This is a genomic window from Micromonospora sp. NPDC049230, from assembly GCF_040647875.1.
Lineage (GTDB): Bacteria > Actinomycetota > Actinomycetes > Mycobacteriales > Micromonosporaceae > Micromonospora.
In genome coordinates this window covers 1-25,233 of sequence record NZ_JBEZCZ010000037.1, presented here as the reverse complement: position 1 = coordinate 25,233, position 25,233 = coordinate 1, and the positions used below count along the sequence as shown (strand labels likewise).

Below are 25,233 nucleotides of genomic sequence, written 5' to 3'. Positions count from 1 at the left end.
CGGGGGTCCCCCGACTCTCACGCGGTCAAACGTGTTCCAACAAAGACGAACACTAGCGCGTGGTGAGCGGAGCCCGAACGGGGGCTACGGAAACGACTCAGCTGGCAGCGATCTTCAACTCCACCCAACCGGTCTCGGTCAGGTGATGCAGCACGGCCTGCACCGCGTCCGCGACGCTGAGATCCGTGGTGTCCAGCACCAGGTCGGCGTCGGTCGGCTCCTCGTACGGGTCGTCGATGCCGGTCATCCCGGTGAGCAGGCCGGCTCGCGCCCGCGCGTACAGACCCTTGCGGTCCCGGCGCTCACACACCTCCAGCGGGGTGGCGACATGCACCAGCACGAAACCCGCCCCGGCCGCCAGGGCCATCTCGCGGGCGGTGGCGCGGGCCGCCGCGTACGGGGCGATCGGGCAGCAGATGCCCACCCCCCGATGCCTGGCGATCTCGGCGGCCACCCACCCGATCCGCCGGACGTTGGTGTCCCGGTCGGCCTTGCTGAAGCCCAGCCCCGCGGTGAGCTCCCGGCGCACCACGTCCCCGTCGAGCAGGGTCACAGTGCGGTCGCCGCTCTCCCGCAACGCGTCGGCCAGCCCGCGGGCGACTGTCGACTTGCCGGAGCCGGAGAGGCCGGTCAGGAAGACCACCAGCCCACGGTGCCGACGCGGTGGCCGGGCCCGGGCCAGCTCCCTCGCCACGGCCGGCGGGGTGTGCCACTCGGGCAGGGGAAAACCCCGGTCGAGCAGGTCGTCGATCTCCTGCTGGGTCAGCGCGAGCCGACGGTTGCGCGGTGGGATGTCCTCCCGCCAGCGCCACTGCCCGTCCCGGTTGTCGTACGCGAGTTCGCGCGGCACCAGCACCCGCAGCCCGGCGCCGGAGAGCATCTCGCCGGTGGAGAGCAGGTGGGTGACCCCGTACGCGGCGGAGACCCGGGCGCGCAGCAGCGCGTCGCTGATCTCCTCCCGTCGGTGCGACAGCGGCACCGCGATCACGGTGGCCGGCGGCATCCGGTCCCGGGCGGCGAAGATGGTCCGCACCAGTGCCTCCGGCGGAAGCCCACCGACGCCACCCTCACCGACCGGGATCATCACGAGCAGGTGCGCGGCCAGGGTGCGGGCGGCGTGGGCGATCTGCGCGAGCTGTGGACGGTGCAGCGGTCGGTCGGCGATGACTCCGAGCACCCGGCCCGGTGGGAGCAGCGCGCGGACCTCCTCCGGGCTGCGGCGCAGACGCTGGAACGGGCCGTGCCCACCGTCGCCGAGTCGCCGGACCTGGCCGCCCACCCCGGCCACGCCATCGCGCACCGGCCAGACGTCCGCCACGTCCAGGGCCGCCGCCGGTGCGCCCTCGCCGTCGGTCAGCACCAGCGCCCGGCGGGCCGGGTCGCGCGGATCGAAGCTCTGGGCCAGCGCGGCCGGCACCTGGAGGGTCACCGCCACCTGCCACGGGGTGCCGTCGGCCAGTTGACCCCGCCGGCTGACCGACACCAGGTCGGCGCGGGTCATGAAACCGCTCAGTGGGGCGTACGCGCCGGTCAGCAGCAGCTCCAGATCAGCCAGCTCACCGGGGCGCGGCGTGTACGCCGGCGCGTCCCGCAGCACCTCGTCGGGCAGCACCCAGCCGTTGCTCATCCACGCCCCCCACTCGCTGACCGGCACACAGTTTCGCAGCCGACCGTCGATCGGTCGAGGCCGCCACTCCACGACTCCCGCGGGCGGCGATCCTCGGATCGCCGGCCCGTCGTCGACCACACCGGCTCGCCGCCGGGACCAACTGTCGTCGGCGCGGCGGACCTCCTCGGTGCACCGGAGCGCGACGCCCAGGTGACGTGGGCGCGAGGACCAGCCGGCCGGGAGATGAATGGTGTCATCTCCAAGGGCCGTTTCCGCAGGCGGGGTCGCGCCACGGAGACGCCGTCCCACAGACCCTAGGGGTCCGTCGGGGCAAGGATCAGGGGAGCACGGGGGGCGAGCCGCTGTCCGCGACGGGTGTCGACTCCCTACGCTGGCAGCGTGACACTGATCGCGACCCAGTCGCTCACCAAGACGTACGGAGGTCGGGTCACCGCGCTCGCCGACCTCACCGTCGCCGTCGAGCCCGGGATCATCGGCCTGGTGGGCGCGAACGGCGCCGGAAAATCCACGTTGATCAAGATCCTGCTCGGCCTGATCCCCCCGACCAGCGGTCAGGTCTCGGTGCTCGGCATCGACCCGTCCGCCGACCCGGCGGCGGTCCGTGCCCGCGTCGGCTACATGCCCGAGCACGACTGTCTCCCACCCGACCTGTCCGCCGCCGAGCTGGTCACCCACCTCGGCCGGATGAGCGGCCTACCCCGCACCGCCGCCCGCGAACGGGCCTCGGAGGCCCTGCGGCACGTCGGGCTCTACGAGGAGCGTTACCGCCCGGTGGGCGGCTACTCCACAGGCATGAAGCAGCGTGTCAAGCTGGCCCAGGCGCTGGTGCACGACCCCGACCTGCTGCTGCTCGACGAGCCGACCAACGGCCTGGACCCGGCCGGCCGGGACGCCATGCTGGCGCTGGTGCACCGGATCGGCACCGAGTTCGGCATCTCCGTGCTGGTCTGCTCGCACCTGCTCGGCGAGGTGGAGCGGATCTGCGACACGCTGATCGCCATCGACGGCGGCAAACTGCTGCGCGCCGACCACATCTCCGCGATGACGTCGGCCACCGACGTGCTCGCCGTGGAGGTCAGCGAGGGCACCGAGGAGCTCGCCGCCCGACTCACCGAGCTCAAGCTGCCGGTGGCGCGGGACGGGCGACTGCTCCTCGTGCCACTCGCCGACGACGCCACCTACGACCTGATCCTCGGCGCGGTCGCCGAACTGGACCTGCCACTGCACCGACTGGACCAGCGCCGGCACCGGGTGGCCGAACTCTTCGCGACGAGGGAGCTCTCCCATGCCTGAGCCGACCGCAGCCGCCGTGCGCCAGACGCCGACAGGCGTCATCCACGACATCGGCTACCAGCGCTACGAGGGCCCGAGGCTGGGCCGCCGCCAGGTCTTCGGCGCCCTCTACGGGCACGGGCTGCGCACCGCGTTCGGGTTCGGGCGCAGCGCCAAGGCCAAGATCTTCCCGTGGCTGGTGGTCGGCATCGTCTCCCTGGTCGCGGTGGCCCTGGCCGCCGTACGCAGCCAGATCGGCGAGCCGGTCGCCACGTACGCCCAGTTCGCCGACGCGATGAGCTGGCTCGTCATCTTCTTCGTCGCGGTCGTCGCTCCGGAGTTGGTCTCCCGCGATCTGCGCAGCGGTGTGCTGCCGCTGTATTTCTCCCGGCCGCTGCCACGCGCCGACTACGCACTGGCCAAGCTGTTGGCGCTTGTCACGGCGCTCTGGCTGCTGCTCGGTGGGCCACAGTTGCTGATGTTCCTGGGTGCCGCGTTCACCACCAAGCAGGGCATGCGCGGGGTGTGGAACGAGCTGCTCGACCTGCTGCCCGGGCTGCTCTACGCCGGGCTGTGGGCTGTGGTCTTCGCGTCGGTCGGGTTGCTTGTCGCCTCGCTGACCGGCAAGCGTGCCTTCGCCGCCGGTGGGGTGGTGGCGGTCTTCCTGATGACCACTCCGATCGTCGGGGTGCTGAGCATCCTGCCGTCGCGCGCCGCCAACGAGCTGGCCGGGCTCGCCTCGCCCTCCACGCTGGTGCAGGGGGTGGGCATCTGGTCGCTGGGTGACCTGCTTGTCGAGGGCGATCCGGGCGAGATGATGATCGGCGGGTTCGGCCCGGTCTACGCCCTGGCCGCGGTGCTGTTGGTCGCCGGCGCGACCACCCTCCTGCTGGTCCGCTACCGGAAGGTCGCCTCCTGATGAGCACGCTGAGCCTGACCGGGGTGTCCCGGTGGTACGGCAACGTGGTTGCGGTCAACGACATCAGCATGGCCCTGGGGCCGGGCGTGACGGGCCTGCTCGGCCCGAACGGCGCCGGCAAGACCACCCTGCTGCACATGATGGCCGGTTTCCTGTCCCCGTCGCGCGGCACCGTCACCCTCGACGACCAACCGACCTGGCGAAATCCCGACGTCTACCGGCGGCTGGGGCTGGTCAGTGAACGGGAGGCGGTGCAGAGCTTCCTCACCGCGTACGAGTTCGTGTTGGCCAGCGCGAAGCTGCACCGGCTGCCCGACCCGGCGGCGGCGGCCCGGCGGGCGATCGACCTGGTGGAGCTGGAGTCGGCGCAGGACCGCCGGATCGGCACGTACTCCAAGGGCATGCGGCAGCGGGCCCGGGTGGCCGCCGCGATGGTGCACGACCCGCAGGTGCTGTTGCTCGACGAGCCGTTCAACGGGATGGACCCGCGCCAGCGGCTGCACATGATGCAGCTGCTGCACACGCTGGGCGACGCCGGCCGGACGATCCTGTTCAGCTCGCACATCCTGGAGGAGGTCGAGCAGGTCTCCGGGACGGTGCAGGTGATGGTGGCCGGGAGGTTGGCGGCCTCCGGCGACTTCCGGACCATCCGCCGGTTGATGACCAACCGCCCGCACGTGTTCGCGGTGCGGTCGACGAACGACCGGGCACTGGCGGTCGCGCTGATCGCCGAGCCGTCGGTCAGTGGCGTCGAGTTGGACCCCACGGGCCTGACCGTGCGGGCCGGTGACTACGGCGCCTTCACGCGGGCACTGCCCCGGCTCGCGCTCAAGCAAGGCATCCGGGTGCGCCAGCTGGTGCCGTCCGACGAGTCTCTGGAGAGCGTCTTCTCCTACCTGGTGGAGGCCTGACATGTCGACAATTACCTGGATCACCGCACGCGGGCTGTTCGGCCGGCGTCGGTTCCTGCTGCTGCTCCCGCTGCCGTTGGTGCTGCTCGGGCTGGCCGTGCTCTGCCGGTCCCTGGGCGTCGACCCGGGCGAGTGGGGGCCGCCGGTGCTCGTCGGCCTCGGGTTGGCCGTGGTGCTGCCGGTGGTCGCGCTGATCATCGGCACTGGCGTGTTGGGCGCCGAGATCGACGACGGCACTGTCGTGCACATCCTGACCAAGCCGCTGCCGCGCTGGCAGATCGTGCTGCCGAAGCTCGCGGTGGCCGCCGGGGTCAGCGCCGCCACCGTCGCGCTGCCGCTCTACGTCGCGGGCGTGCTCGCCGATTCGGTACGCCTCGGTCTGGCGCTGGCGCTCGCGGCGGCGCTCGGCGCGCTGGCGTACTCGGCGTTGTTCCTCGCCCTCAGCCTGGTCACCAGGCGGCCGGTGCTGCTCGGCCTGGTCTACGTGTTGATCTGGGAAGGGCTGCTGGGCAACTTCGTCAGCGGCACCAAGGTGCTCTCCATCCAGCAGTACGTGATCGCCCTCGCCGACCGGCTCGCCCCCACCGGGCTGTTGGAGACCACCGTCTCGGTGCCGGTGGCCTCGGTGATGACCGCGCTGGTCAGCGTCGGCTTCACAGTGCTGGCCATCGACCGTCTGCGGTCGTTCAGCGTGGCCGGCGAGACGAGCTGAGACCGGTGCGCGGCGGTGTTCCGGCCAGCCACCCTCCGGCGGTAGGGCTGGCCGGATGGACCGGTTGCCCCACCTCGGGCCAGTCTGGTGGGCGTGAGCGTCGAAGCGGAACGAACGTCGTTGGCTGAGCCGTACTCCCGGAGCAGCCGGCCGTGGCTGACCAGCCTGGCCGTCGCCGGGCTGGCCTGCGCCACGGTCGCCACTGCCGCGCAGGGCACCGGCCAGTTCCACTGGTGGGCGGTGTTCATCCTGATCCCGGGCGCGTTGCTGGGGGCCAGTGGCGGGCCGTTGCTGGCCCGGGGTGGTGGCCGGGCCTTCGGCGGTTACCTGCTCGCCTGCGTCGGGACCCTGGTGTTCACAGTGGGTGCGCTGCTGATGTTCGGCGTGATGGGGCGGGGTTGGCCGCTGATGGTGGTGCTGCCCTGCCTGGCGGTCGCCGGCACCTACGGCTGGCGGGCGGCCCACCCGCTGGCCCGCGGCCTGCACCGGGCGGTGGCCCTGCTCGCGCTGACCGGCGCGTTGCTCGGCCTGACCCTGCAACTGATCCGACTGGACGTGATCGACCTGGAGACCGGTTGGTGGGGCGCGTTCCTGATGCTGGCCGGGGCCATCGTGCTGGGCAACGCGGGTGAGCTGACCCGGCACCGGATGCCGTACCGGCTCCAGGCGATCACCCTGCTGGTGGGGCCCTCCGTGATCGCGATCCTGCTCGGGCTGCGCTTCCTGCGCGGCTGGTGACTCCCGTCCGCCGCCGCCGGAGGGGGGTGGCGGCGGCGGACGGAAGTCAGAACGCGCAGGCGATGACCAGCTCCGGGGTGCGGTCGGGGAGCATGTCGAGCTTGCCGATCCGGCCCGCCGCCCGCAGGTCGTCGGCGACGAGGGTGAGCTGTTCCAGGAGCGCCGCCGGGCCGAGCGCCTCGGCCAACGGCACCTCGGCCTTCATCGACAGCTTCCGCTCCGACTTGGCCCGCCGCACCTGGCTCAACGCGTCGCCGGCGAGGCGCAGCAGCGCCGGCTCACCCGACCCCTCGATCGTCCGGGCCACCTCGTGGGTGGTGGGCCACGGCGCCCTGTGCACCGAGCCGTACCGCCACCACGACCAGACCTCCTCGGTCACGTAGGGCAGCACCGGGGCGAACAGCCGCAGCTGCACCGAGAGCGCCGAGGCCAGCGCCGCCCGCGCCGAGTCGGCGCCCGCTCCGGTGCCGTACGCCCGCTCCTTGACCAACTCGATGTAGTCGTCGCAGAACCGCCAGAAGAACGCCTCGGTCACCTGCAACGCCGCAGTGTGGTCGTACGCGGCGAGGGCGGTGCTCGCGGCGGTGACCACGGTGGCCAGCTCGGCGAGCATGGCCCGGTCCAGCGGGGCGGTCGCCGACACCTCCAGGTCGCGGCGCGGCGTCGGACGCGCCGAACTGGAGTTGTCGTACGAGGCGCGCAGCGCGTCCGCCGCGCCCAGCCCGAGAGCGAACTTGGACGCGTTGAGCAGTTTGGTGGCCAGCCGGCGGCCAATCTTGATCTGCGCCGGGTCGAAGGCCAGGTCCATGCCGGGCTTGCCGCTTGCCGCCCAGTAGCGCACCGCGTCCGAACCGTGCTGCTCCAACAGCGCCAGTGGGGTGACCACGTTGCCCTTGGACTTGGCCATCTTCTTGTGGTCCGGGTCGAGGATCCAGCCCGAGAGCACGGTGTCCCGCCAGGGCAGCACCCCGTGCTCGAAGTGTGAACGGACCACTGTGTCGAAGAGCCAGGTCCGGATGATCTCCTGCCCCTGCGGGCGCAGGTCCATCGGGAAGACCTGTGCGAACAGCTCCGGGTCGGTCTCCCAACCACCGACGATCTGCGGGGTCAGCGACGAGGTGGCCCAGGTGTCCAGCACGTCCGGGTCACCGATGAAACCGCCGGGTCGGCCGCGCTGCGACTCCTCGTAGCCGGGCGCCGGGTCACTGGATGGGTCGACCGGCAGCGCGGACTCTTCCGGCGTGAGAGGGTGGGACCAGTCCGGCTCGCCAGTGTCGTCGAGCCGGTACCACACCGGCACCGGCACCCCGAAGAAACGCTGCCGACTGACCAGCCAGTCCCCGGTCAGGCCGCCCACCCAGTTGTCGTAGCGGTGCTTCATGTGTGCCGGCACCCAGTGCAGCTCCCCGCCCCGGGCCAGCAGCGTGGCCCGCAGGTCGGCGTCCCGGCCGCCGTTGCGCAGATACCACTGTCGAGTCGAGACGATCTCCAGTGGGCGGTCACCGCGCTCGTAGAACTTGACCGGGTGGGTGATCGGGCGCGGCTCGCCGATCAGGTCACCGGTGTCGGCCAGCATCCCGACGATCTCCCGACGGGCGCCGTTGACGGTCTGCCCGGCCAGCGCCGCGTACGGCTGTGCCGGCACCCCGGCCGGCGGCTCCGCGAGCAGCCGACCGTCGCGGCCGATGACCACCCGGGTGTCGAGGTCGAGATCCCGCCACCAGGTCACGTCGCTCAGGTCGCCGAACGTGCAGACCATCGCGACGCCGGTGCCCTTGCCCGGGTCGGCGAGCGGATGGGCGCGCACCGGCACCTCGACGTCGAACAGCGGGCTGCGCACCGTCGCACCCACCAGGTCGGCGTACCGCTCGTCGTCGGGGTGGCAGACAAGCGCGACGCAGGCCGGCAGCAGCTCGGGGCGGGTGGTGTCGATGAGCACCTCGCGCCCGCCCGGCCCGGCGAACCGCAGCCGGTGGTAGGCGCCGGGGCGCTCCCGGTCCTCCAACTCCGCCTGGGCGACCGCCGTGGCGAAGCCGACGTCCCAGAGTGTCGGCGCCTCCGACTGGTACGCCTCGCCGCGCAGCAGGTTGCGCACGAACGCCCGCTGACTCGTGGTGCGGGCGATCCGGCCGATCGTCGTGTACGTCAACGACCAGTCCACCGATAGCCCGAGCCGCCGCCACAGCGCCTCGAAGGCCTGCTCGTCGGTGACCGTCAGCCGTTCGCACAGCTCGATGAAGTTGCGCCGGGAGATCGGGGTGGGGTCGCGGCGTGCGGCATCGTCGACCGGGGCGGTCGGTGGCCGCCACACCGGGTCGTACGCCAGCGCCGGATCGCAGCGCACCCCGTACACGTTCTGCACCCGACGCTCGGTGGGCAGGCCGTTGTCGTCCCAGCCCATCGGGTAGAAGACCACCTTGCCGCGCATCCGCTGGTACCGCGCGACGATGTCGGTGTGCGTGTACGAGTACACGTGCCCCATGTGCAACTCGCCCGATACGGTCGGGGGCGGGGTGTCGATCGCGTACACGTCCTTGCGGCGACCATTCCCGCTCGGCGCGTCTGACGCCGCGCCGCGACCGGGAACAGTCGCCTTCGAGCGGTCGAACGCGTACGTGCCCTCCTCTTGCCAGCGGCGTGCCCAGCTCTCCTCGAGCCCGTCCAAACTCGGACGCTCGGGAACGCCGGCGCGGGCCGTCCTCGCCGTATCGGTCATCCAGCGATCCTAGGCATCTTCGGGGGGACGGACCACGCAGTTGCGGATCGCCGGCTCAGATCAGCGAGTCGCGCCACTGCCGGTGCAGGGCCGCGTACCGGCCGTCGGCCTCGGCCAGCACGGCGGGTGGACCGTCCTCGACCACCTTCCCGTCGTCGAGGACGAGCACCCGATCGGCTGTCTCCACTGTGGAGAGCCGGTGCGCGATCACCAGGGCGGTGCGGTCGCGCAGGATGGTGCCGAGTGCGCGCTGCACCAGCCGTTCGGTCGGCACGTCCAGCGACGACGTCGCCTCGTCCAGGATCAGCACTGTCGGGTCGGCCAGGAACGCCCGGGCGAACGCGACGAGTTGGCGCTGCCCGGCGGAGAGTCGGCCGCCGCGCCGGTGCACCTGGGTGGCGTACCCCTCGGGCAGGGCGGCGATGAAGTCGTGCGCGCCGATCGCCCGCGCGGCGGCCTGGACCGTCTCGTCGTCCGCGCCCGGGCGGCCGAACCTGATGTTCTCCGCGACGGTCCCACTGAACAGGTGATTTTCCTGGGTCACCAACACCACGGCCCGACGCAGGTCGGCGTCGCTGACGTCGCGCAGGTCGACCCCGTCCAGTCGGACCGTGCCGGTGTCCGGGTCGTGGAAACGGGCGACCAGCTTGGCGATCGTCGACTTGCCCGCCCCGGTCGGCCCGATCAGCGCCACCGTCTGCCCGGCCGACACTGTCAGCTCCAGCCCGCCGAGGATCGGGGTGCCGGCCCGGTAGCCGAAGGAGACCGCCCGGAAGGTCACCTCGCCGCGACCGGGGCCGGTCGGCAGCGGTGTGGGCCGGGCCGGCTCGGCGACGGCTGGCCGTTCGTCGAGCACCCCGGCCAGCTTCTCCAGTGCCGCGGTGGCCGACTGGAGCGAGTTGTAGAACTGGCTCAGCTCCTGCATCGGCTCGAAGAAACGACGCAGGTAGAGCAGGAACGCGGCGAGCACGCCCACCTCGGTCTGCCCGTCGAGCACCCGCCAGCCGCCGTAGCAGAGCACCACCGCCACAGTGACGTTGCCGATCAGCTTGATCGCCGGCGAGTACGTGGCGATCAGGCGGAACGTGTGCAGGCTGCTGCGCCGGTAGTCGTCGCCGAGCGCCACGAAGATCCGTTGGTTGCGCGGTTCCCGGCGGAACGCCTGCACCGCCCGGATGCCCCGCATCGACTCGACGAAGTGCACGATGACAAGCGCGACAGCGTCGCGGGTCCGCCGGTACGCGCTCGCCGACGACCGGGCGAACCAGCGGGAGAGGAAGAACAGGAACGGGAAGGCGAGCAGCGTCACGGCGGCGAGCGGCAGGTCCAGCCAGAGCAGGATGGCGGCCACCGACAGCATCGACAGCCCGGCCATCACCAGGTTGTCGATTCCACCGTCGACAAGCTCGGCGATCGAGTCGAGGTCACTCGTGAGCCGGGAGACCATCCGTCCTGAGGTGTACCGCTCGTGGAAGCCCACTGACAACCGCAGGAAGTGCCCGAACACCCGCTGTCGCAGGTCGAGCAGGACGGCCTGGCCGATGCGGGCCGAGAGGGTGAGGAACCCGCGCCGGGCCGCGTACTCGATGAGCGAGGCGACCACGAACGCCGCGGCGACCGCGACCAGCGGGCGGGGGTCGCCGGCGCGCAGCGGCGCGATGGCCCGATCGATGCCGATCATCACCAGGTAGGGGCCGGCCATCGCGGCGGCGTTCTGGGTCAGCAGCAGGCCGACCGCTGCGGCGAGTCGCCCCCGGTGTGGTCGCAGCTGTTCGGCGAGCAGGGCCCGGCTGAGCCGGCGCAGCCGGGCCACCGCCTCCGGTGCGGTGTCCTCGGCGCGACTCCGGTCGGCCTCCGGGTCGGTGGCGGTCCCGCGCCAGCGGGTCAGTTCCGGTTCCTCCTCCGGCGGTGGGTCGGCCTGCTGCGGCACTGTCACGAGCGCACCAGCCCCCGCCCGTCGGGGGCGGACGGGCGGGGGCCCGCGCCGTCGGCCGCCGGTGGATGCCCGGTGGGTGGGTCGGCGGCCAGCATCGCCCGGTACGCCGGAACGGTGGCCAGCAGGTCGGAGTGCCGGCCCACGGCGGTGATCCGCCCGTCCTGGAGCAGGGCGACCCGGTCGGCCAGGACGATCGTCGACGGCCGGTGCACCACCAGCAGCGCGGTGCTGTCGCGCAGGACCTGTCGCAGCGCCCCCTCCACAAGCGCCTCGGTGTGCACGTCGAGCGCGGACAGGGGGTCGTCGAGCACCAGCACCGCCGGTCGGCCGAGCACTGCCCGCGCCAACGCGAGTCGCTGCCGCTGCCCACCGGAGAGGGAGATCCCCTGCTCACCGACCCGGGTGGCCAACCCCCACGGCAGCTCGTACGCGAAGTCGGCCTGGGCCAGCGCGAGGGCCGCCCGGACATCGTCGTCGTCGGCGTCCGGACGCCCCAGGGTGAGGTTCTCCCGCACCGACATGGAGAAGAGCGTGGGCTCCTCGAACGCCACCCCGACCAGCCGGCGCAGCGAGGCCAGCCGTAGTTCGCGCAGGTCGTGCCCGTCCAGGGTGATCCGGCCGGCGGTCACCTCGTAGAGCCGGGGCACCAGCGAGAGCAGGGTGCTCTTGCCGGAGCCGGTGGCACCGACCAGGGCGAGCGTCTCGCCCGGCTCGATGACCAGATCGATCTCGCGCAGCACCGGCGCGGTGCCGCCCGGGTAGCTGAACGAGACCCGCTCGATGCGGAGCTGGCCGTGCACGGCGTCGCGGGTCAGGGCGAGCGCACCGGGGGAGTCCACGATCTCCGGTGGGGTGTCCAGCACCTCCTGGAGCCGGTCGGCGGCGGTGGCGGCCTCCTGGCCGTTGGCGATGATCCAACCCAGTGACTGCACCGGCCAGATGAGCATCAGTTGCAGGCTGACGAACGCGACAAGCTCGCCGATGGTCAGCGCACCCTTCGCGGCGGCGGCAGCCCCGGCCACCAGCACCACGCCCAGTGTCACGTTGGGCACCAGGTCGAGCAACGCCGAGGTGTTGGCCAGCAGTCGCGCCTTTCCCACACCCGTGTCGTGCAGCCGCTGTGCCCCCACCGCGAAGCGGGCGGCCAGTTCCGGCCCCCGGCCGTACGCCTTCATGGTGCGCAGACCCTGCGCGGTCTCCTCGACCACTGTCGCCACGTCGCCCTGCTGGTCCTGCATCCGCCGGGACGCGGCGTGGTAGTGCCGCCCGAACCGGCGGCTGATCAGCAGCAGCGGCACCGAGCTGGCCGCGACCAGCGCCCCGAGCGGCGGGTGCAGGTTGACCAGCAGCACGACCACGACCACGTAGGTGGTCAGGTTGAGCAGCAGGAAGAACACGCCGAAGGAGAGGAACCGGCGGATCACCGACAGGTCGCTGGTGATCCGGGAGAGCAACTGGCCGGACTGCCAACGGTCGTGGAAGCTCGTCGGCAGCCGTTGCAGGTGGGCGTAGACGTCGGCGCGCAGCGCCGCCTCCATGCCCACGGCCGAGGAGGACTGCACCCAGCGACGGATGAAGATGAGCACCGCCTCGACCACGCCGAGCAGCAGCGCCAGGCCGCCGAGCTGAAACAGCCCGGCCGGTTCGTGTCGGGCCACCGGCCCGTCCACCACCCGCTGCACGACAAGCGGCACGGCGATCCCGGCCGCCGTGCCCGCCAGGCCCGCGACGAGCAGCCAGGCGAACTCGGCGGCGTACGGGCGCAGGTAGGGACGAAGCCGCCAGAGGTTGTGCAACGGGTGCCGGGGCGCGGCGACCGGGGTGGCCGGGTCGCCGTCGCTCCGCAGAGGCATACCAGACGGTAGCGTCAATGGCGGGCGACGCCGGTGTCAGCTTGCTGTCAGGCGCCGCTCATGACCGAGAAGCCACTTCTTCACGTCCAGCCCCCAGCGGTATCCGCCGAGCGTGCCATCGGTGCGCAGCACCCGGTGGCACGGCACGAACAGTGCCGCCGCGTTCCGGGCGCACGCCGCGGCGGCGGCCCGCACCGCCGGTGGCCGACCGGCCAGTGCCGCGTACCCGGTGTAGGTGACCGGGGTGCCCGCCGGCACCTCGCGCAGCACCTGCCAGGCGTGCGCCATGAACTCCCCGCCGGTGCGCTGCCGTACCGGCACCGCGTCGATGGCGCTGAGGTCGCCGTCCAGGTAGGACCGGACCGCCGCGCTGACCGGGCCGAGGTCGGCCCGTTCGCGCACCGGCGCTCGCAGGGTCGGGTGGACCAGGGGCAGCAGCGCCGCCGGGTCCGCTGTGAAGCCGGCCGCTCGTACGTCGCCGTCCGGGCCGGCGAGGATGCTCAACGGGCCGGCCGGGGTGCTCAGTACGGTGCTGTCGATGCTCATGCCGCTCTCCAGAGTCTCATCGTTGCGTAGGACCGCCAGGGACGCCAACGCTCGGCGTACCGGTCGAGGGTTGTCGGGTTGTCGGGCAGGCCGAGGGCGGCGGCGCCGCGCCGGACCGCGAGGTCGGTGCTGAGCAGGATGTCCGGGTCGCCGAAGGCGCGCATGGCCAGGTAGTTGGCGGTCCACGGACCGACACCAGGCAACGCGAGCAGCCCCCGAACGGCCTCCCCCCGATCCACCGAAGCCGCCAGATCGACGGACCCGTCGACCACAGCCCGAGCCAACCCCCGAAGGGTCTCCCGCCGCCCCACCGGCATCCCAAATCCCGAATCCGGCAGGGCCAACAGCTCCTCCGCCCCCAAAAACCCCCGGTGATCATGGAGTTGTTGTCCCGACACGCCGGAGCCGGTGGCAATAACCTCATGATCAACGGGCTCATGGGCGGTGAGGAGGCGGGTGAGGGTTTTTTTCGCGGAGGCTAGGGAGACCTGTTGGCCGATGATGGCTCGGACGGCCATTTCGAAGCCGTCTACCGCACGGGGGACGCGGACGCCGGGTTCCGCCGCCACCGCCGGGGCCAGCGCCGGGTCGGCGGCCAGTGTGGCGTCGATGGCCGCCGGGTCCGCGTCCAGGTCGAGCAGCCGGCGACACCGGGCCACCGCGGGTGCCAGGTCACGGACGTCGGTCAACCGCAGCGTCGCCGCCACGTGCCCGGCCGCCGGGGTCAGCGCCACCTCGCCGGTGCCGTGCGGCAACCGCAAACCCCTGTGGTACGTCCCATCGCGCACCTCGTCCACCCCGGGCAGCGCCCGCACCGCGAAGAAGTCCAGCAGCGCGCCGGCGTGCAGCGGCGGACGGTACGCCAGCCGGAGCGCGATGGTCCCCGCACCGGTCGAGGGCTGCTGACCACCGCGAGCCGTCCGCAGGTCGGACGGGGCACTCGCGTACACCTCGCGGAGCGTGTCGTTGAACTGTCGGACGCTGCCGAAGCCGGCGGCGAACGCGATCTCCGCCATCGAGAGGTTCGTGGTCTCGATCAGGATCCGGGCGGTCTGCGCCCGCTGGGCCCGGGCCAGCGCGAGCGGCCCGGCACCCATCTCGGCGCGCAGCATCCGGTGCAGGTGCCGTTCGGTGTAGCCCAGCCGGGAGGCCAACCCCGGTACGCCGTCCCGGTCGACCACCCCGTCGGCGATCAGCCGCATCGCGCGGCCGACCACGTCCGCGCGGACGTCCCACAGGGGTGAGCCCGGCGCGGCGTCCGGCCGGCAGCGGCGACAGGCACGCAGCCCGACACCCTGCGCGGCGGCGGCGGACGGAAAGAACCGGACATTCTGCCGCTTGGGTGTGATCGCCGGGCAGGACGGCCGACAGTAGATGCCGGTGGACGTCACGCCCGTGTAGAACCAGCCGTCGAACCGCTGGTCACGACTGTCCACGGCCCGGTAACACCGCTCGAAGTCCAGCTCCATGTCACAGATGATGCCCCGCTCGACCCGCCGTCGGCTGGCGGGAATCGGACCTTGCCGTGCCGGTGAGCAGGGGCCCGTCAACGGGGACGGCGGCGGCGCCGATGAGGTTGGCCGGCCCCGGTGGGCTGGCCGGAACGGCTGGGCTGGCCGGAACGGCTGGGCTGCGCGGCACGATTCGGCTGCGCGGCACGATCGGGCTGGCCGGAACGACTCGGCTGGGCCGATCGACTCGACTGGGTGGCGCGGTGTGGTTGGCCGGTCAGCAGGGCGGGCCGGAAGACGCCGTCCGGGTCGTACCGCTTCCACAGCCGCCGCACCCGCGCCCCGGTCTCGCCCGGGTAGATCCGGGCGAACGCGGCCGGGTCCGGTCGGCTCTCGAAGTTGACGTACGCGCCGTCGGCCCGCACCCCGACGGACCGCCAGGCGGCGTCCAACGCGGCACCGCCCTGCGGTGGGAACACCGAGGCGATGACCAGGGTGTCCTGGTGGCGATGGGAGTACGCCGTCGCGTCGGGAGCCACGTCGTTGACCGCCCCGCCCAGCGAGCGGAGCTGGACCACCGCTCGCCCGGGGCCGGTCACGGCTCGCATCACGGCCCGTGCCCCCGCGTCGTTCAGCCCGCTGAACAGGCCGTTGGTGGTGGTGCCGCGCTGCTGGCCGACGTTGGGGTTCAGGTGCGCGGTCGGCACCAGGGCCGGGTAGGGCAGCAGGTCGCTGCGGTGTTCGAGCACCTTTCCGATGGCGAGCAGCGGCTCCACCGCGGGCCGGGCCCGACGCAGGCTCTCGGCGGCCACCACTGCGGTGATGGACATGAGGGCCGCGCGTCCGTCCGCGAACACCATCGCCGCCGCGGACAACTCCCGTGGGGCCTGCGCGAGGTAGGCCGTCCACTCCCGGATGGTGCGCCCGTCCGGCTGCGCCTCGACGACCAGCTGCGTCACCGCGACGTTGCGTTGCTCGACGGCCTCGATCTCGAAGGCCACCACGATCCCCGCACCAGCTCCGGCGCCACGGACCAGCCAGAACAGCTCCGGCTCGTGCGCGGCGTCCGCGCGTACCAGCGTCCCGTCGGCGAGCACCACCTCGACGGCGCGGACGCGGTCGATGGTGAGGCCGTGGGCGCGGACCAGCCAACCGACACCGCCGCCGGTGGCCAGACCGCCGACCCCGACGCCGCCGTAGTCACCCGAGCTGACCACCAGGCCGTACGGTGCCAACGTCTTCGCGACGTTCGCCCAGCGGGCACCGGCCTCTACCCGGACCAGCCCGGCCCGCTCGTCGAGCACCTGCACGCGGTTGAGCATGGACAGGTCGACGACCACGCCACCGTTGTTGGAGGAGGCCCCGGAGAAGCCGTGCCCGCCGCTGCGGACGGCGATCGGCAGCCGTTGTTCCCGCGCGTAGCGCAGCGCGTCGACCACCTGGGCGGTGGTCTTCGGCAGCAGCACGGCGGCCGGCGACGCGGTGGTGGTGTACGTGGAGCGCAGCTGCGCGTACCGGCGGTCGCCGGGTGTGACGATCTGCCCGGTCAGCGAGGCGGGCACCCGGGGCATGGCGGTGCTCATCGTCGCCCCCGCGCCACGCACGTCGGGTGCCCGAGATCGGTCATGGCCCAAGGATGGGCGGGCTTACCGGCCTCGGCAAACCCGGTGGGCCGGCGCCCGCTGGTCCCGGCGGCGCACCGCGCTCGCCGGTGCGGGGGAGGTGACAGGTATCTCCCGGCGACCCCGGCTCTGGCGCTGCCGCCGGCGCCGGCCGCCGTCGGCCGGTCAGGTCGGGGCGGGGAGGCCGCCGGCCTGACCGGTTCTGCTCAGCGCGACACAGTCGGGGTGGTCATCGGCTCGCCCGGCACGCCGGGTGCGGTCATCGGCGACGGGTCACCGGGTCCTGCTTCGCGCCGCCGGGGCTCGGTACGACCGTCGGCACCACGGTCGGTGCGGACGACTCGGGTGCGGGCGGGCCGGGCACGTCCGCCGGACCCGCCGGGCTGGGTGCGGCCGGTGGGGCCTCGTTCGAGCCGGTCGAGGCCAGAGCGAGCGGAGTGCCGATGAGGATCGCCGCGAGGGTGCCGACCGGTTTCGTTGGCACAGACACAGACGCCGCAGGTCATCGTGGCTATCCGCGATCTGCCGGGTTTTTTCGCCCCGGAAGTGTCGGTCCTGGCGGGTAACGTCCGGCCACCAATTCAAGAAGGGGTGACACGACATGGCGAGCGTGGCGGGTTGGGCGGCGGCGTCGACACCGGGCACGTTCCCGCCGCTGCCCCGCGCGGTGGCGCAGTCCCTCTACCGCCGAATGCGGGCCGTCGCGCCCGCCGCCCGGGGCGCCATCGACCGGGATCGGACGACCGACTCCGAGCGGGCCTTCGCCGACACCGCCTGCGGCAGGTTGGTCGGCTCCCTCGACGACGCGGGCCTGCGGGCGCTCGGCATGTGGACGCACCACTGGTGCATGCGCTTCTACGACGACGACACCCGGGCCGGCCGACGGTTGGTTCGCGAGATCGCGGCCCGGCAGGGGCTGGGCTGGACGGCCGACGAGGTCCGCTGGATGCTGCGTGAGTCGTTGTCGGCCGGCCCGGCCGCAGCCGACCGGTTCACGCTGCCCCGGGCCGCCGCAACCCAGCTACCCGAGGCCGACCGCCCACTCGCCGAGCTGCCCCCGGTCGCCCGCCCGCTCGCCGAGCTGCCCCCGGTCGCCCGCCCCGAGGCCCGCGTGCCGCACCAGCGCCGGCCCGAACCCTTGCGTTGATCATGGGGGTTCGGTCGACAGGCGGCCCGCCGACCCCCTGATCACCGTTTGGGGCCGACGGTGTGCGGGCGGGCGGCTGCGGCAGGATGGGCGGCGGACCACCGACGGAAGGACGCCCGATGCCAGCCAGCGCACCGACCATCGTCGCCACCAGCATGGGCTTCTTCCGCGGCGACCGCGGCCCCTACAACCTGCGTCCCGGCCCGGTCTTCGAGTTGGCGGCCGAGCTGGCCGAGGTCGGTCCGCAGCCACGGGTCTGCTACCTCGGTCAGGCCATCGGGGACCAGCCCACAGTGCTGAGCGCCATCTACGGCGCGTTCGCCGACACCCGGTTCCGGCTGTCGCACCTCGCTCTGTTCCCCATGCCGAACATCGAGGACATCCGTGCCCACCTGCTCGCCCAGGACGTGATCTGGGTCGACGGTGGCAGCGTGGCCAACCTGGTGGCCGTGTGGCGGGTGCACGGGCTCGACGAGATCCTGCGCGAGTGCTGGCAGGCCGGCGTGGTGCTGGCCGGGGTCTCCGCGGGCTCGATCTGCTGGCATGTCGGCGGCGCCACCGACAGCTTCGGCCCGCGCCTGCGCGGCTTCACCGACGGTTTGGCCTGGCTGCCGTACGGCAACGGGGTGCACTACGACAGCGAGGGGCAGCGGCGGCCGCTCATACACGAGCTGGTCGGCAACGGGACGCTGCCGACCAGCCACTGCACCGACGACGGGGTCGGCCTGGTCTACCGGGGCACCCAGCTGGTCGAGGCCATCGCGGACCGCGAGGGCGCGTCGGCGTACGAGGTCAGCCGCGGCGCGGACGGCAGCGTCCGGGAGGCGGTCATCGCCCCACGCCTGCTCGGCTGAGCGTCACGCCTGCCCGGCTGAGCGTCACGCCTGCTCGGCAGGCGTCCGGCGTCGGAGCACCGCGTCGAAGACCTGTGCCAGCTCGGCGGCGTCCTCCCCGGCGTGGTGCGTGTGCGGCACGTCGTGCAGGCCCAGCTCGTGCTTGATCTTGCTCTTGCGGGTCTGGACCCACTCGCTGCCGGTCAGCCCCATCCAGTAGCTGCGCAGGTCGACACCCGAGCCGGTGGCACCGAACGGGCTGTGGCCGACGAAGCGGACGAAGTACCAGTGCACGAACATGCCGTCCCAGACGGCCGGGGCGGCCAGGAAGACCGGGCGGCCGATCCGGCGCAGCCCGTTGACCCAGGCGGCCGCGGCGGACATCGCCTCCTGCGCGGTGGGTGCCTCCCGCAGCAGGCGGTCCCGGTCCAGGCCGGAGACGGCCAGCGCCTTCGGGACGAACTCGTCGGAGATCGGACGTAGCTCGGTGTAGAAGGTCAGGTCCGGGTGGCCGGCCACGGCCATGCCCAGCGAGATCATGCTGTACGGCCCGGGGATCGGGCCGTCCGCCTCCACGTCGACGGCGATGTACAGCTCGGGCAACGTCGAGGTCATCCCACCTCCAGCAGCGAGACATCGAATTGGGCAGAGTAGCAACGCCTGCCGGGTCCCGTCGCGACATAAACCGTACGCCGCGTAAGCTGGCTGGTCGTGAGTCTTTCCATCGGCATCGTCGGCCTGCCCAACGTCGGCAAGAGCACGCTGTTCAACGCGTTGACCAAGAACGACGTGCTGGCGGCGAACTACCCGTTCGCCACCATCGAGCCCAACGTCGGCGTGGTCGGGCTGCCCGACGAGCGGCTGGGCAAGCTGGCCGAGATCTTCTCCTCGCAGAAGGTGCTGCCGGCCCCGGTGTCGTTCGTCGACATCGCCGGCCTGGTCCGCGGCGCGTCGAAGGGGCAGGGTCGGGGCAACGCCTTCCTGGCCAACATCCGCGACGCCTCGGCGATCTGTCAGGTCGTCCGCGCCTTCTCCGACCCGAACGTGGTGCACGTCGACGGCAAGATCTCCCCGGCCGACGACATCGAGACGATCAACACCGAGCTGATCCTCGCCGACCTGCAAACCCTCGACAAGGCGCTGCCCCGGTTGGAGAAGGAGGCCAAGCTCCGCAAGGACCGCTTGGCCGCGGTCGCCGCCGCGAAGGCGGCCATCGAGGTGCTCGACGGCGGCACCACGCTCTACTCCGGAGCCGCCGCCGCCAAGATCGAGCTGGAGCACCTGCGCGAGCTGCACCTGCTCACCACCAAGCCCTTCCTGTACGTCTTCAACGTCGACGAGGCCGAGCTGGCCAACGAGACGTTCCTCGACGAGCTGCGCGCACTGGTCGCCCCCGCCGAGGCCGTCTTCATGGACGCGAAGATCGAATCCGAGCTGGTGGACCTGCCCGAGGAGGAGGCCCGCGAGCTGCTGGAGTCGATCGGGCAGAACGAACCCGGCCTCAACCAGCTCGTCCGGGTCGGCTTCCGCACGCTCGGCCTCCAGACGTACCTCACGGCCGGCCCCAAGGAGGCACGTGCCTGGACGGTCCCGGTCGGCGCCACCGCGCCGGAGGCCGCGGGTGTCATCCACAGCGACTTCCAGCGCGGCTTCATCAAGGCCGAGGTGGTCTCCTACCACGACCTGGTCGAGCACGGTTCGATGGCGGCGGCCAAGGCGGCGGGCAAGGTCCGCATCGAGGGCAAGGAGTACGTCATGCAGGACGGCGACGTTGTGGAGTTCCGCTTCAACGTCTGAGTCTCGGCGGTCAGCGGGGCCCTCGACGACACGATCGCCTCGGCTTCATTGACGTCGCGGTGTCCCGCCGACCTCGACAGCGCGGTATTCAGGAAGGCGAGTGGATCTAGGTCGACCGGCGCGGCCGTGGGAAGGCACGCCGGACGTCGCGTCCCGGCTTCACCGGTGACCGGTGATGAGGACGGCGGCGGCGTCGAGCCGCTCCCGCTCAGCGGTGGTGAGCGCAGGGTCGTTCCGCCGTAGCGCCAGAGCCCGGTCCAGCACGGTGAGCGGGCTGCCGCCGACGCAGTCCAGGAACGCGGCCAACAGCGTCGCGGCCGGCGCTGCCAGGGGATGCCCGGCATCGGCCGCCACCTGGGCAAGGATGACAGCGGAGAGCGCGACGTCGAGGTCCGCCGGTCCCTCGCTCGCGTTGCGCCAGTCAATGAGGACCGGCCCTCGTGACGTCAGTATGACGTTGTCCGGGTGCAGGTCGAGATGCAGGATCCGGGCGTCGTCGCGCGCGTTGAGCCGGGGTGGCAACGCGTGGAGTCGGTGATGCAGGTGTGCCAGGCAGGTGGCCGCCGCCGGGGCATCGAGGTCACCCGCGATGAGTGCCGACAGCATGGTGGGCCCGTCCAGTCGTTCCATGACGAGATCGGCCCCACGCGCTTGGTACACGGTGGGAACCGGAAAACCAAGACTGCCCACGTACGCCATGACTGCCGCCTCGGCGGCCACGTCTCCACCGTCGCGGTAGCGCCGAAGGACGCGCCGATCGTCGATGGCGAAGACGTCGGCGTCTTGGCCCGAGGCCAGCGGGACCGGATCCACCACGCCCCGACGGTAACCGAGGTGGACGTCCGCGTGGTGCCGACCACCCGGCCACCGGCCCCTGTGCGCCGGGAGCCGCGGGTCGCCCGCTTCGGGGGACAGCACTCGGCGACCCACCCCGTGCGGAACGCTTGCGGACGTCAGCGGTTTCGCATTGCTGAATACACTCGCCAATCGTGACGTCACAAGCTCTGCGAAGATTCAGTGGCGGCTATCTGGCGCTCTGGTTCGTACTCTTCGGCGGCAGCATCCTCATCGGCGACCACCTCACGGTCGGGCTGGTCGACGGGCTGTCAGCGGTGCCGCTGCCTCTGGTCGTCATGCTGGGTTGGCTGCCCTGCGGGTTGATCGTCCCCGTCCTCCTCGTCGGCTCGGCGCGCTTCGCCGAACCGCCGATGCGGCGGCCCTGGCTCATCCTGGCGGCGGTGTGTGGGCTCGTCTTGGCCGTCCAGGTGCCGATGCTCCTGCGGAGGGACCGGTATTCCTCGCAGGCCTGTCGGCTGGCCGCACAGACCCCCACCGGTGAGGCGCTGACCGCCGGATTGCTTGGTTCGTTCGGTGCCGTGCTGCTCTGGGCCCTGCTGTTCCAGATCTCGAACTGGCTGCTCGGCAGGATCCGCGGTGAGAGGGTGTCGTTCTCGGACAACACCTGGGGATTGCGGCCCCGGAGCAGGCGGGTGTTCGCGGTCGGCGCCGCCGTTTCGATGTTGATCGGCCTCGGGGTCGCGCTCGTCATCTGACTGACCGGGCTGTTCTCACCCACCTCGCTGGCGACGGTGGAGTGGTCTGAGGTCGTGCCGCAGCGGACCGGCCAGCTCAGGGCCGGCACCAGAAAGACCGCGCGGTCGCGCGGTCCTGGTTGTTAGCGTCACCGGATGCGCAGTGGACTTCGAGCGGCGGTCGACAACCTCTACGTGGTATTCGGTCCGTACCCGCTGATCGAGGATGTCGAATACTGTACGCACTGCGTCGACCCGGAGCAGGTTGTCGCGCTGCACCGATCGCCGCTTCGGCAGATCACTGCTGATCAACTTGGTCCGTTGCTGTTCAACTCGACGACGACGTGGGGTGATCAGAGGTACCTCAACCACTTCCTGCCGCGCCTGCTGGAATTGGTGGTGGCCGGCGACATGGACGACTGGAGCTACAACGTCTTCCTGCCAGGTCGACTCAAGGACCTGTGGTGGTCGGGTTCGGACGATGAGCGCAGCGCGATCCGCGACTTCGCGTGGGCCTGGTGGCAAGAGACCATGTCGACGTGGCCCAGCGCGTGTGAGGTAGGGGACGTGCTGGACACGATCGTCGGTTGTGGAGCGGACGTTTCGCCGTACCTCACCGAACTTCAGGGACAGGTCGGCGAACCCGTGGCTCGGCAGCTTGCCGAACTCGTCAGCGGCCTGCTCTTTCACGCCCGGCAGGACAACGACTTCTGGCGTGAGGTCGACGATTGGCTGGCCGGCCCGATACCCGCGAATGTGCTCGTCGCCGGAGTCTCGGCCACCGCCGATCCCGATGTGGCCCGGCAACTGAGCGACGCATACGACAGCCTGGCTCTGTGGCGACAGACCCGGTCGGCCGCCGCCGGGCGGTGACCGGGCCTTCCGGCCCGTCCGGGTGGCCACGACCCAGCCGGGTGTGACCCCGCTAGCGCGCGTCGAGCGGTACGGAGACGGCGACGCGGATCCGCGCCACGGCTTGATCCACCGCGCGCACAGTGGCCCGGGAGTCGTCCTGACTCCGGTTCCGTGAAGTCGGGGGGTCAAGGAGACCTGGACACCCCGGATTCCCGGAACCGGAGTCGACCAACCGCTGTTACTCCGCCCGGTAGACGGAGATGTGCGATGGGCTGTCGGCGGTGAACGGCCGCCGGTGCCAGTCGGCGTACCGCTCGGTGAGCCGGAGCCCTGCCTGCTGGGCCATCTCGTCGATCTGGTGCGGCCAGGCATACCGCATGGCGAACGGCTTCAGGTGCACACCGTCAGCGTCGAAGGTGATGGTCTGCCGGATGAAGGACTGCGCCGGTCGGTCGTACCGATGCAGTCGGATCGTCGCGGAGTCCTCGGTGACGGCCCGGACCTGCACCCGCTCGTCGGCGTCGAAGGTGCGCGGGTCGGGCACGAACGTCTCGATGACGAACGCCCCGCCCGGCGACAACACCCGGGCGACGTTGCGGAAACAGTCCGCCTGCCGCTCGGCGTCCACCAGGTTGAACAGCGTGTTGAAGACCAGGTACGCGAGCCGGAACTCACCCGTCACCGGTACGTCCGCCATGTCGGCGACGACCACCGGGATCCGGTCGCCGCCGGGCTTGGCCCGCAGCTGCGCCACCATCTCCGCGGACGCCTCGACACCGTGCACGTCGAGCCCGCGCTCGGCCAGCGGCAGCGCGACCCGGCCGGTGCCGATCGCCAGTTCGAGAACCGGCCCACCGTCGGCCAGGTCGGCCAGGAAGTCCACAGCCGGCACCGGGTCGGGGTTGCCCGGGCTGTCGTAGCCGGCGGCCCACAGCCGGCCGAAGAGGCCGGGATCGTCGAAGACCGACATCAGCGGCCTCCGGGGTTGGTCAGGGGGTCAGTGGCGCGCTCCCGCGCCGGGGGAGTCGGAGCAGATCTGCTCACGAAGCCTCGATTCCTCAAGTCGGATGACGTTCGGTCGGAGGGGCTTCGTCGTGTTCGGCATGGTGGCTGCTCCCTTCGCGCGGCTGTGGACCGAGCAGACCAGAGACGGCGGTGGCCCGGCAAGGCATATCTGCCGGGCCGGGCCACGGTGCTCGGGCGGGTCAGGAGATGTGGTGCAGGATCACGTTGTGCACGTGGTGGCTCTTCTGCGCGCCACGGAACTCCACCTCGTAGGTGTGCGTCCCCACGTGGATCGCTATCGCACCGGTGGAGAAGAACGAGCCACCCCAGGACTTGTTGCTGACCACACTCACGCTGGTGATCTTCGAGTACGGGATGCTGGTGATCGCGAACCGCTTCCCGATGAACGAGCGGTCCTGGATGATCACGCGACGGTCCGTCAGCCCGATGAACCCGGTGCCGGTGCCGACCGCGTCGTAGACGGCGATGATCTGCTCACCGTCGAGGAGGCCGCTCTCGATCTGCTGGACCTGCTCCTTGCGGTCGTACGCGATGTTCGCCATGGGTCCAAGGCTAGAAAACCGGTGCCAGCCCGCCGACGGGAGCGACGGGCGTCAGGACTCGGTGACCGCCCGGTACGCATCCTCGATACGGGCGGCCAACAGGACCTCACCCTCGGTCAGCGGCTCGCCGTTGCCGTGACCGACCCGGATCTGGGTGCTGTCGGGCAGGCGGCTGATCTCGGGACGCAGGTGCAGTGCGTCAGCGACGACCTTGACCCGTTCCGTCAGGGCGGCGTGTTGGCTGTCGTCGATCGCGAGCGTCCGTCGGATCTGCTCGCCTTCGCGCGTCCAACCAGATAGCAAGGTCAACGCGTCGGAGAGATAGTCGTGCTTGGCCCTGCTGTTGAACAGCACGCGCATCACCGCACCCCCCAAGCGCCGTTGTCGGCTCGTGGCCAAATCGCCGCCATCCCGTGTCTTGTCGGTGTCCTCTAGTCTGTCGCCGCTCGGAAGGGGTGTCCACGCCCACACTTCCGTGTTCTGTTGGCCTAGCGGACGGCTACGGTACCCAAACCGCCGATTGATCTGGCACCCTGGACGCCCGTGCGGACCGAACGGGCGAATGACGGCGGGCAGACCGAACGACGAGACCTCAAGGTGATCGTCGGTGCGGCGATCATCCGGGACGGGCGGGTGCTCGCGTGTGCGCGTGCCGCCCCGCCGGAGGTGGCGGGGATGTGGGAGTTTCCCGGCGGGAAGGTCGAGCCGGGGGAGACCGAGACCGACGCGCTGATCCGGGAGTGCGCCGAGGAGTTGGCCGTACGCGTCGAGATCGGCGACCGGGTCGGCCGCAACGTCAAAATGGCGCACGGCCGTTCGGTGCTCAAGGTGTACGCCGCACGACTGCTCGACGACGACCAGCCGCAGGCGCTGGAACACGAGGCGCTGCGCTGGCTCGCGGCGGACGAGTTGGAATCGGTCACCTGGCTCCCCGCCGACACCCCCATAGTCGCCACCCTCCGCCGACTCCTCAAAACCCCCTAAAACCCCTCGGCCCGGCCCCCGCCCCCAGCTCCCCCTCCCCGCCCCCCAGCTCCCGTTGATCATGGAGTTCTTGTCGCGACACGCCGAGCGAGCGGGCAATAACTCCATGATCAACCGGCCGGGGCCGGGGGGTGGGGCCGGGGGGTGGGGTGGGTGGGGCGTACGGGGTGGTCAGGACTCTTGTTGGCGCCGGGCGGCCCGCCAGGAGCGG

At 71.6% G+C, this 25,233-nt stretch carries 24 protein-coding genes; 11 read left to right on the top strand and 13 right to left on the bottom strand.

Annotated elements, in window-relative coordinates:
• Positions 1–97: 97 nt before the first annotated feature.
• A complete protein-coding gene (gene cysC / locus AB0A95_RS26310; RefSeq protein WP_357558424.1) occupies positions 98–1,627 on the bottom strand; it encodes an adenylyl-sulfate kinase in 1,530 nt (509 codons plus the stop codon).
• 381 nt (positions 1,628–2,008) lie between these two features.
• On the opposite strand from cysC, the gene AB0A95_RS26305 reads away from it, so the two are divergent.
• The 5 genes from AB0A95_RS26305 (at position 2,009) to AB0A95_RS26285 (ending at position 6,182) form a co-directional block, all read left to right on the top strand.
• Entirely contained in the window at positions 2,009–2,923 is a 915-nt protein-coding gene (locus AB0A95_RS26305) for an ABC transporter ATP-binding protein (protein WP_357558423.1), read from the top strand.
• Entirely contained in the window at positions 2,916–3,821 is a 906-nt protein-coding gene (locus AB0A95_RS26300) for an ABC transporter permease (protein WP_357558422.1), read from the top strand. Before AB0A95_RS26305 ends, AB0A95_RS26300 begins: the two co-directional genes overlap by 8 nt.
• Positions 3,821–4,732: an ABC transporter ATP-binding protein gene (locus AB0A95_RS26295; protein ID WP_357558421.1), complete on the top strand. Its 912-nt coding sequence runs from the start codon at positions 3,821–3,823 to the stop codon at positions 4,730–4,732. Before AB0A95_RS26300 ends, AB0A95_RS26295 begins: the two co-directional genes overlap by 1 nt.
• A 1-nt stretch (position 4,733) precedes the next feature.
• Entirely contained in the window at positions 4,734–5,444 is a 711-nt protein-coding gene (locus AB0A95_RS26290; RefSeq protein WP_357558420.1) for an ABC transporter permease subunit, read from the top strand.
• A gap of 93 nt (positions 5,445–5,537) precedes the next feature.
• Entirely contained in the window at positions 5,538–6,182 is a 645-nt protein-coding gene (locus tag AB0A95_RS26285) for a hypothetical protein (protein WP_357558419.1), read from the top strand.
• A gap of 46 nt (positions 6,183–6,228) precedes the next feature.
• Here AB0A95_RS26285 and valS read toward each other — a convergent pair whose 3' ends face one another.
• From valS to AB0A95_RS26250, 7 genes are all read right to left on the bottom strand, one after another.
• Positions 6,229–8,898 (bottom strand): valine--tRNA ligase, encoded by a 2,670-nt coding sequence (gene valS, locus AB0A95_RS26280; RefSeq protein ID WP_357558418.1) that lies wholly within the window; start codon positions 8,896–8,898, stop codon positions 6,229–6,231.
• 55 nt (positions 8,899–8,953) lie between these two features.
• Entirely contained in the window at positions 8,954–10,834 is a 1,881-nt protein-coding gene (locus AB0A95_RS26275; RefSeq protein WP_357558417.1) for an ABC transporter ATP-binding protein, read from the bottom strand.
• Positions 10,831–12,687, bottom strand: coding sequence for an ABC transporter ATP-binding protein (locus AB0A95_RS26270; protein ID WP_357558416.1), 1,857 nt, complete (start codon positions 12,685–12,687; stop codon positions 10,831–10,833). The genes AB0A95_RS26275 and AB0A95_RS26270 overlap by 4 nt, the downstream gene beginning before the upstream one ends.
• Before the next feature lie 36 nt (positions 12,688–12,723).
• On the bottom strand, positions 12,724–13,233 hold the full coding sequence (locus AB0A95_RS26265) for a methylated-DNA--[protein]-cysteine S-methyltransferase (protein WP_357558415.1): 510 nt from the start codon (positions 13,231–13,233) through the stop codon (positions 12,724–12,726).
• Positions 13,230–14,702, bottom strand: a complete 1,473-nt coding sequence (locus AB0A95_RS26260; RefSeq protein WP_357558414.1) for an AlkA N-terminal domain-containing protein — start codon at positions 14,700–14,702, stop codon at positions 13,230–13,232. The genes AB0A95_RS26265 and AB0A95_RS26260 overlap by 4 nt, the downstream gene beginning before the upstream one ends.
• Positions 14,703–14,779: 77 nt before the next feature.
• Positions 14,780–16,267 (bottom strand): FAD-binding oxidoreductase, encoded by a 1,488-nt coding sequence (locus tag AB0A95_RS26255; RefSeq protein WP_357558413.1) that lies wholly within the window; start codon positions 16,265–16,267, stop codon positions 14,780–14,782.
• Between the two features lie 298 nt (positions 16,268–16,565).
• Positions 16,566–16,790, bottom strand: coding sequence for a hypothetical protein (locus AB0A95_RS26250; protein ID WP_357558412.1), 225 nt, complete (start codon positions 16,788–16,790; stop codon positions 16,566–16,568).
• Positions 16,791–16,907: 117 nt separating this feature from the next.
• On the opposite strand from AB0A95_RS26250, the gene AB0A95_RS26245 reads away from it, so the two are divergent.
• Together AB0A95_RS26245 and AB0A95_RS26240 are read left to right on the top strand one after the other, a co-directional pair.
• Positions 16,908–17,453, top strand: a complete 546-nt coding sequence (locus tag AB0A95_RS26245; RefSeq protein ID WP_357558411.1) for a hypothetical protein — start codon at positions 16,908–16,910, stop codon at positions 17,451–17,453.
• 119 nt (positions 17,454–17,572) lie between these two features.
• A complete protein-coding gene (locus AB0A95_RS26240) occupies positions 17,573–18,307 on the top strand; it encodes a peptidase E (RefSeq protein ID WP_357558410.1) in 735 nt (244 codons plus the stop codon).
• Between the two features lie 24 nt (positions 18,308–18,331).
• On the opposite strand, the gene AB0A95_RS26235 is transcribed toward AB0A95_RS26240, so the two are convergent.
• Positions 18,332–18,901, bottom strand: coding sequence for an exonuclease (locus AB0A95_RS26235; protein ID WP_357558409.1), 570 nt, complete (start codon positions 18,899–18,901; stop codon positions 18,332–18,334).
• Between the two features lie 96 nt (positions 18,902–18,997).
• Here AB0A95_RS26235 and ychF point away from each other — a divergent pair, with 96 nt between their 5' ends.
• Complete coding sequence (ychF, locus tag AB0A95_RS26230) at positions 18,998–20,083, top strand: redox-regulated ATPase YchF (RefSeq protein ID WP_357558408.1); 1,086 nt, start codon at positions 18,998–19,000, stop codon at positions 20,081–20,083.
• A 159-nt stretch (positions 20,084–20,242) separates the two neighbouring features.
• Here ychF and AB0A95_RS26225 read toward each other — a convergent pair whose 3' ends face one another.
• Complete coding sequence (locus AB0A95_RS26225; protein WP_357558407.1) at positions 20,243–20,899, bottom strand: phosphotransferase; 657 nt, start codon at positions 20,897–20,899, stop codon at positions 20,243–20,245.
• Between the two features lie 173 nt (positions 20,900–21,072).
• Between AB0A95_RS26225 and AB0A95_RS26220 the strand changes: the two genes are divergently transcribed.
• Together AB0A95_RS26220 and AB0A95_RS26215 are read left to right on the top strand one after the other, a co-directional pair.
• The gene (locus AB0A95_RS26220) at positions 21,073–21,636 is read left to right on the top strand and encodes a hypothetical protein (protein WP_357558406.1); all 564 of its coding nucleotides are present in this window, start codon (positions 21,073–21,075) and stop codon (positions 21,634–21,636) included.
• A 135-nt stretch (positions 21,637–21,771) separates the two neighbouring features.
• Positions 21,772–22,488 (top strand): hypothetical protein, encoded by a 717-nt coding sequence (locus AB0A95_RS26215; RefSeq protein WP_357558405.1) that lies wholly within the window; start codon positions 21,772–21,774, stop codon positions 22,486–22,488.
• Between the two features lie 220 nt (positions 22,489–22,708).
• On the opposite strand, the gene AB0A95_RS26210 is transcribed toward AB0A95_RS26215, so the two are convergent.
• The 3 genes from AB0A95_RS26210 to AB0A95_RS26200 all read right to left on the bottom strand — a co-directional run bounded on the left by AB0A95_RS26210 (position 22,709) and on the right by AB0A95_RS26200 (position 24,398).
• Complete coding sequence (locus AB0A95_RS26210; RefSeq protein WP_357558404.1) at positions 22,709–23,440, bottom strand: class I SAM-dependent methyltransferase; 732 nt, start codon at positions 23,438–23,440, stop codon at positions 22,709–22,711.
• A gap of 235 nt (positions 23,441–23,675) precedes the next feature.
• A complete protein-coding gene (locus AB0A95_RS26205; protein ID WP_110563545.1) occupies positions 23,676–24,038 on the bottom strand; it encodes a PH domain-containing protein in 363 nt (120 codons plus the stop codon).
• 51 nt (positions 24,039–24,089) lie between these two features.
• Complete coding sequence (locus tag AB0A95_RS26200; protein WP_357067759.1) at positions 24,090–24,398, bottom strand: 4a-hydroxytetrahydrobiopterin dehydratase; 309 nt, start codon at positions 24,396–24,398, stop codon at positions 24,090–24,092.
• Positions 24,399–24,581: 183 nt separating this feature from the next.
• On the opposite strand from AB0A95_RS26200, the gene AB0A95_RS26195 reads away from it, so the two are divergent.
• A complete protein-coding gene (locus AB0A95_RS26195; protein ID WP_357558403.1) occupies positions 24,582–25,022 on the top strand; it encodes a (deoxy)nucleoside triphosphate pyrophosphohydrolase in 441 nt (146 codons plus the stop codon).
• The last annotated feature ends 211 nt before the right edge of the window (positions 25,023–25,233 follow it).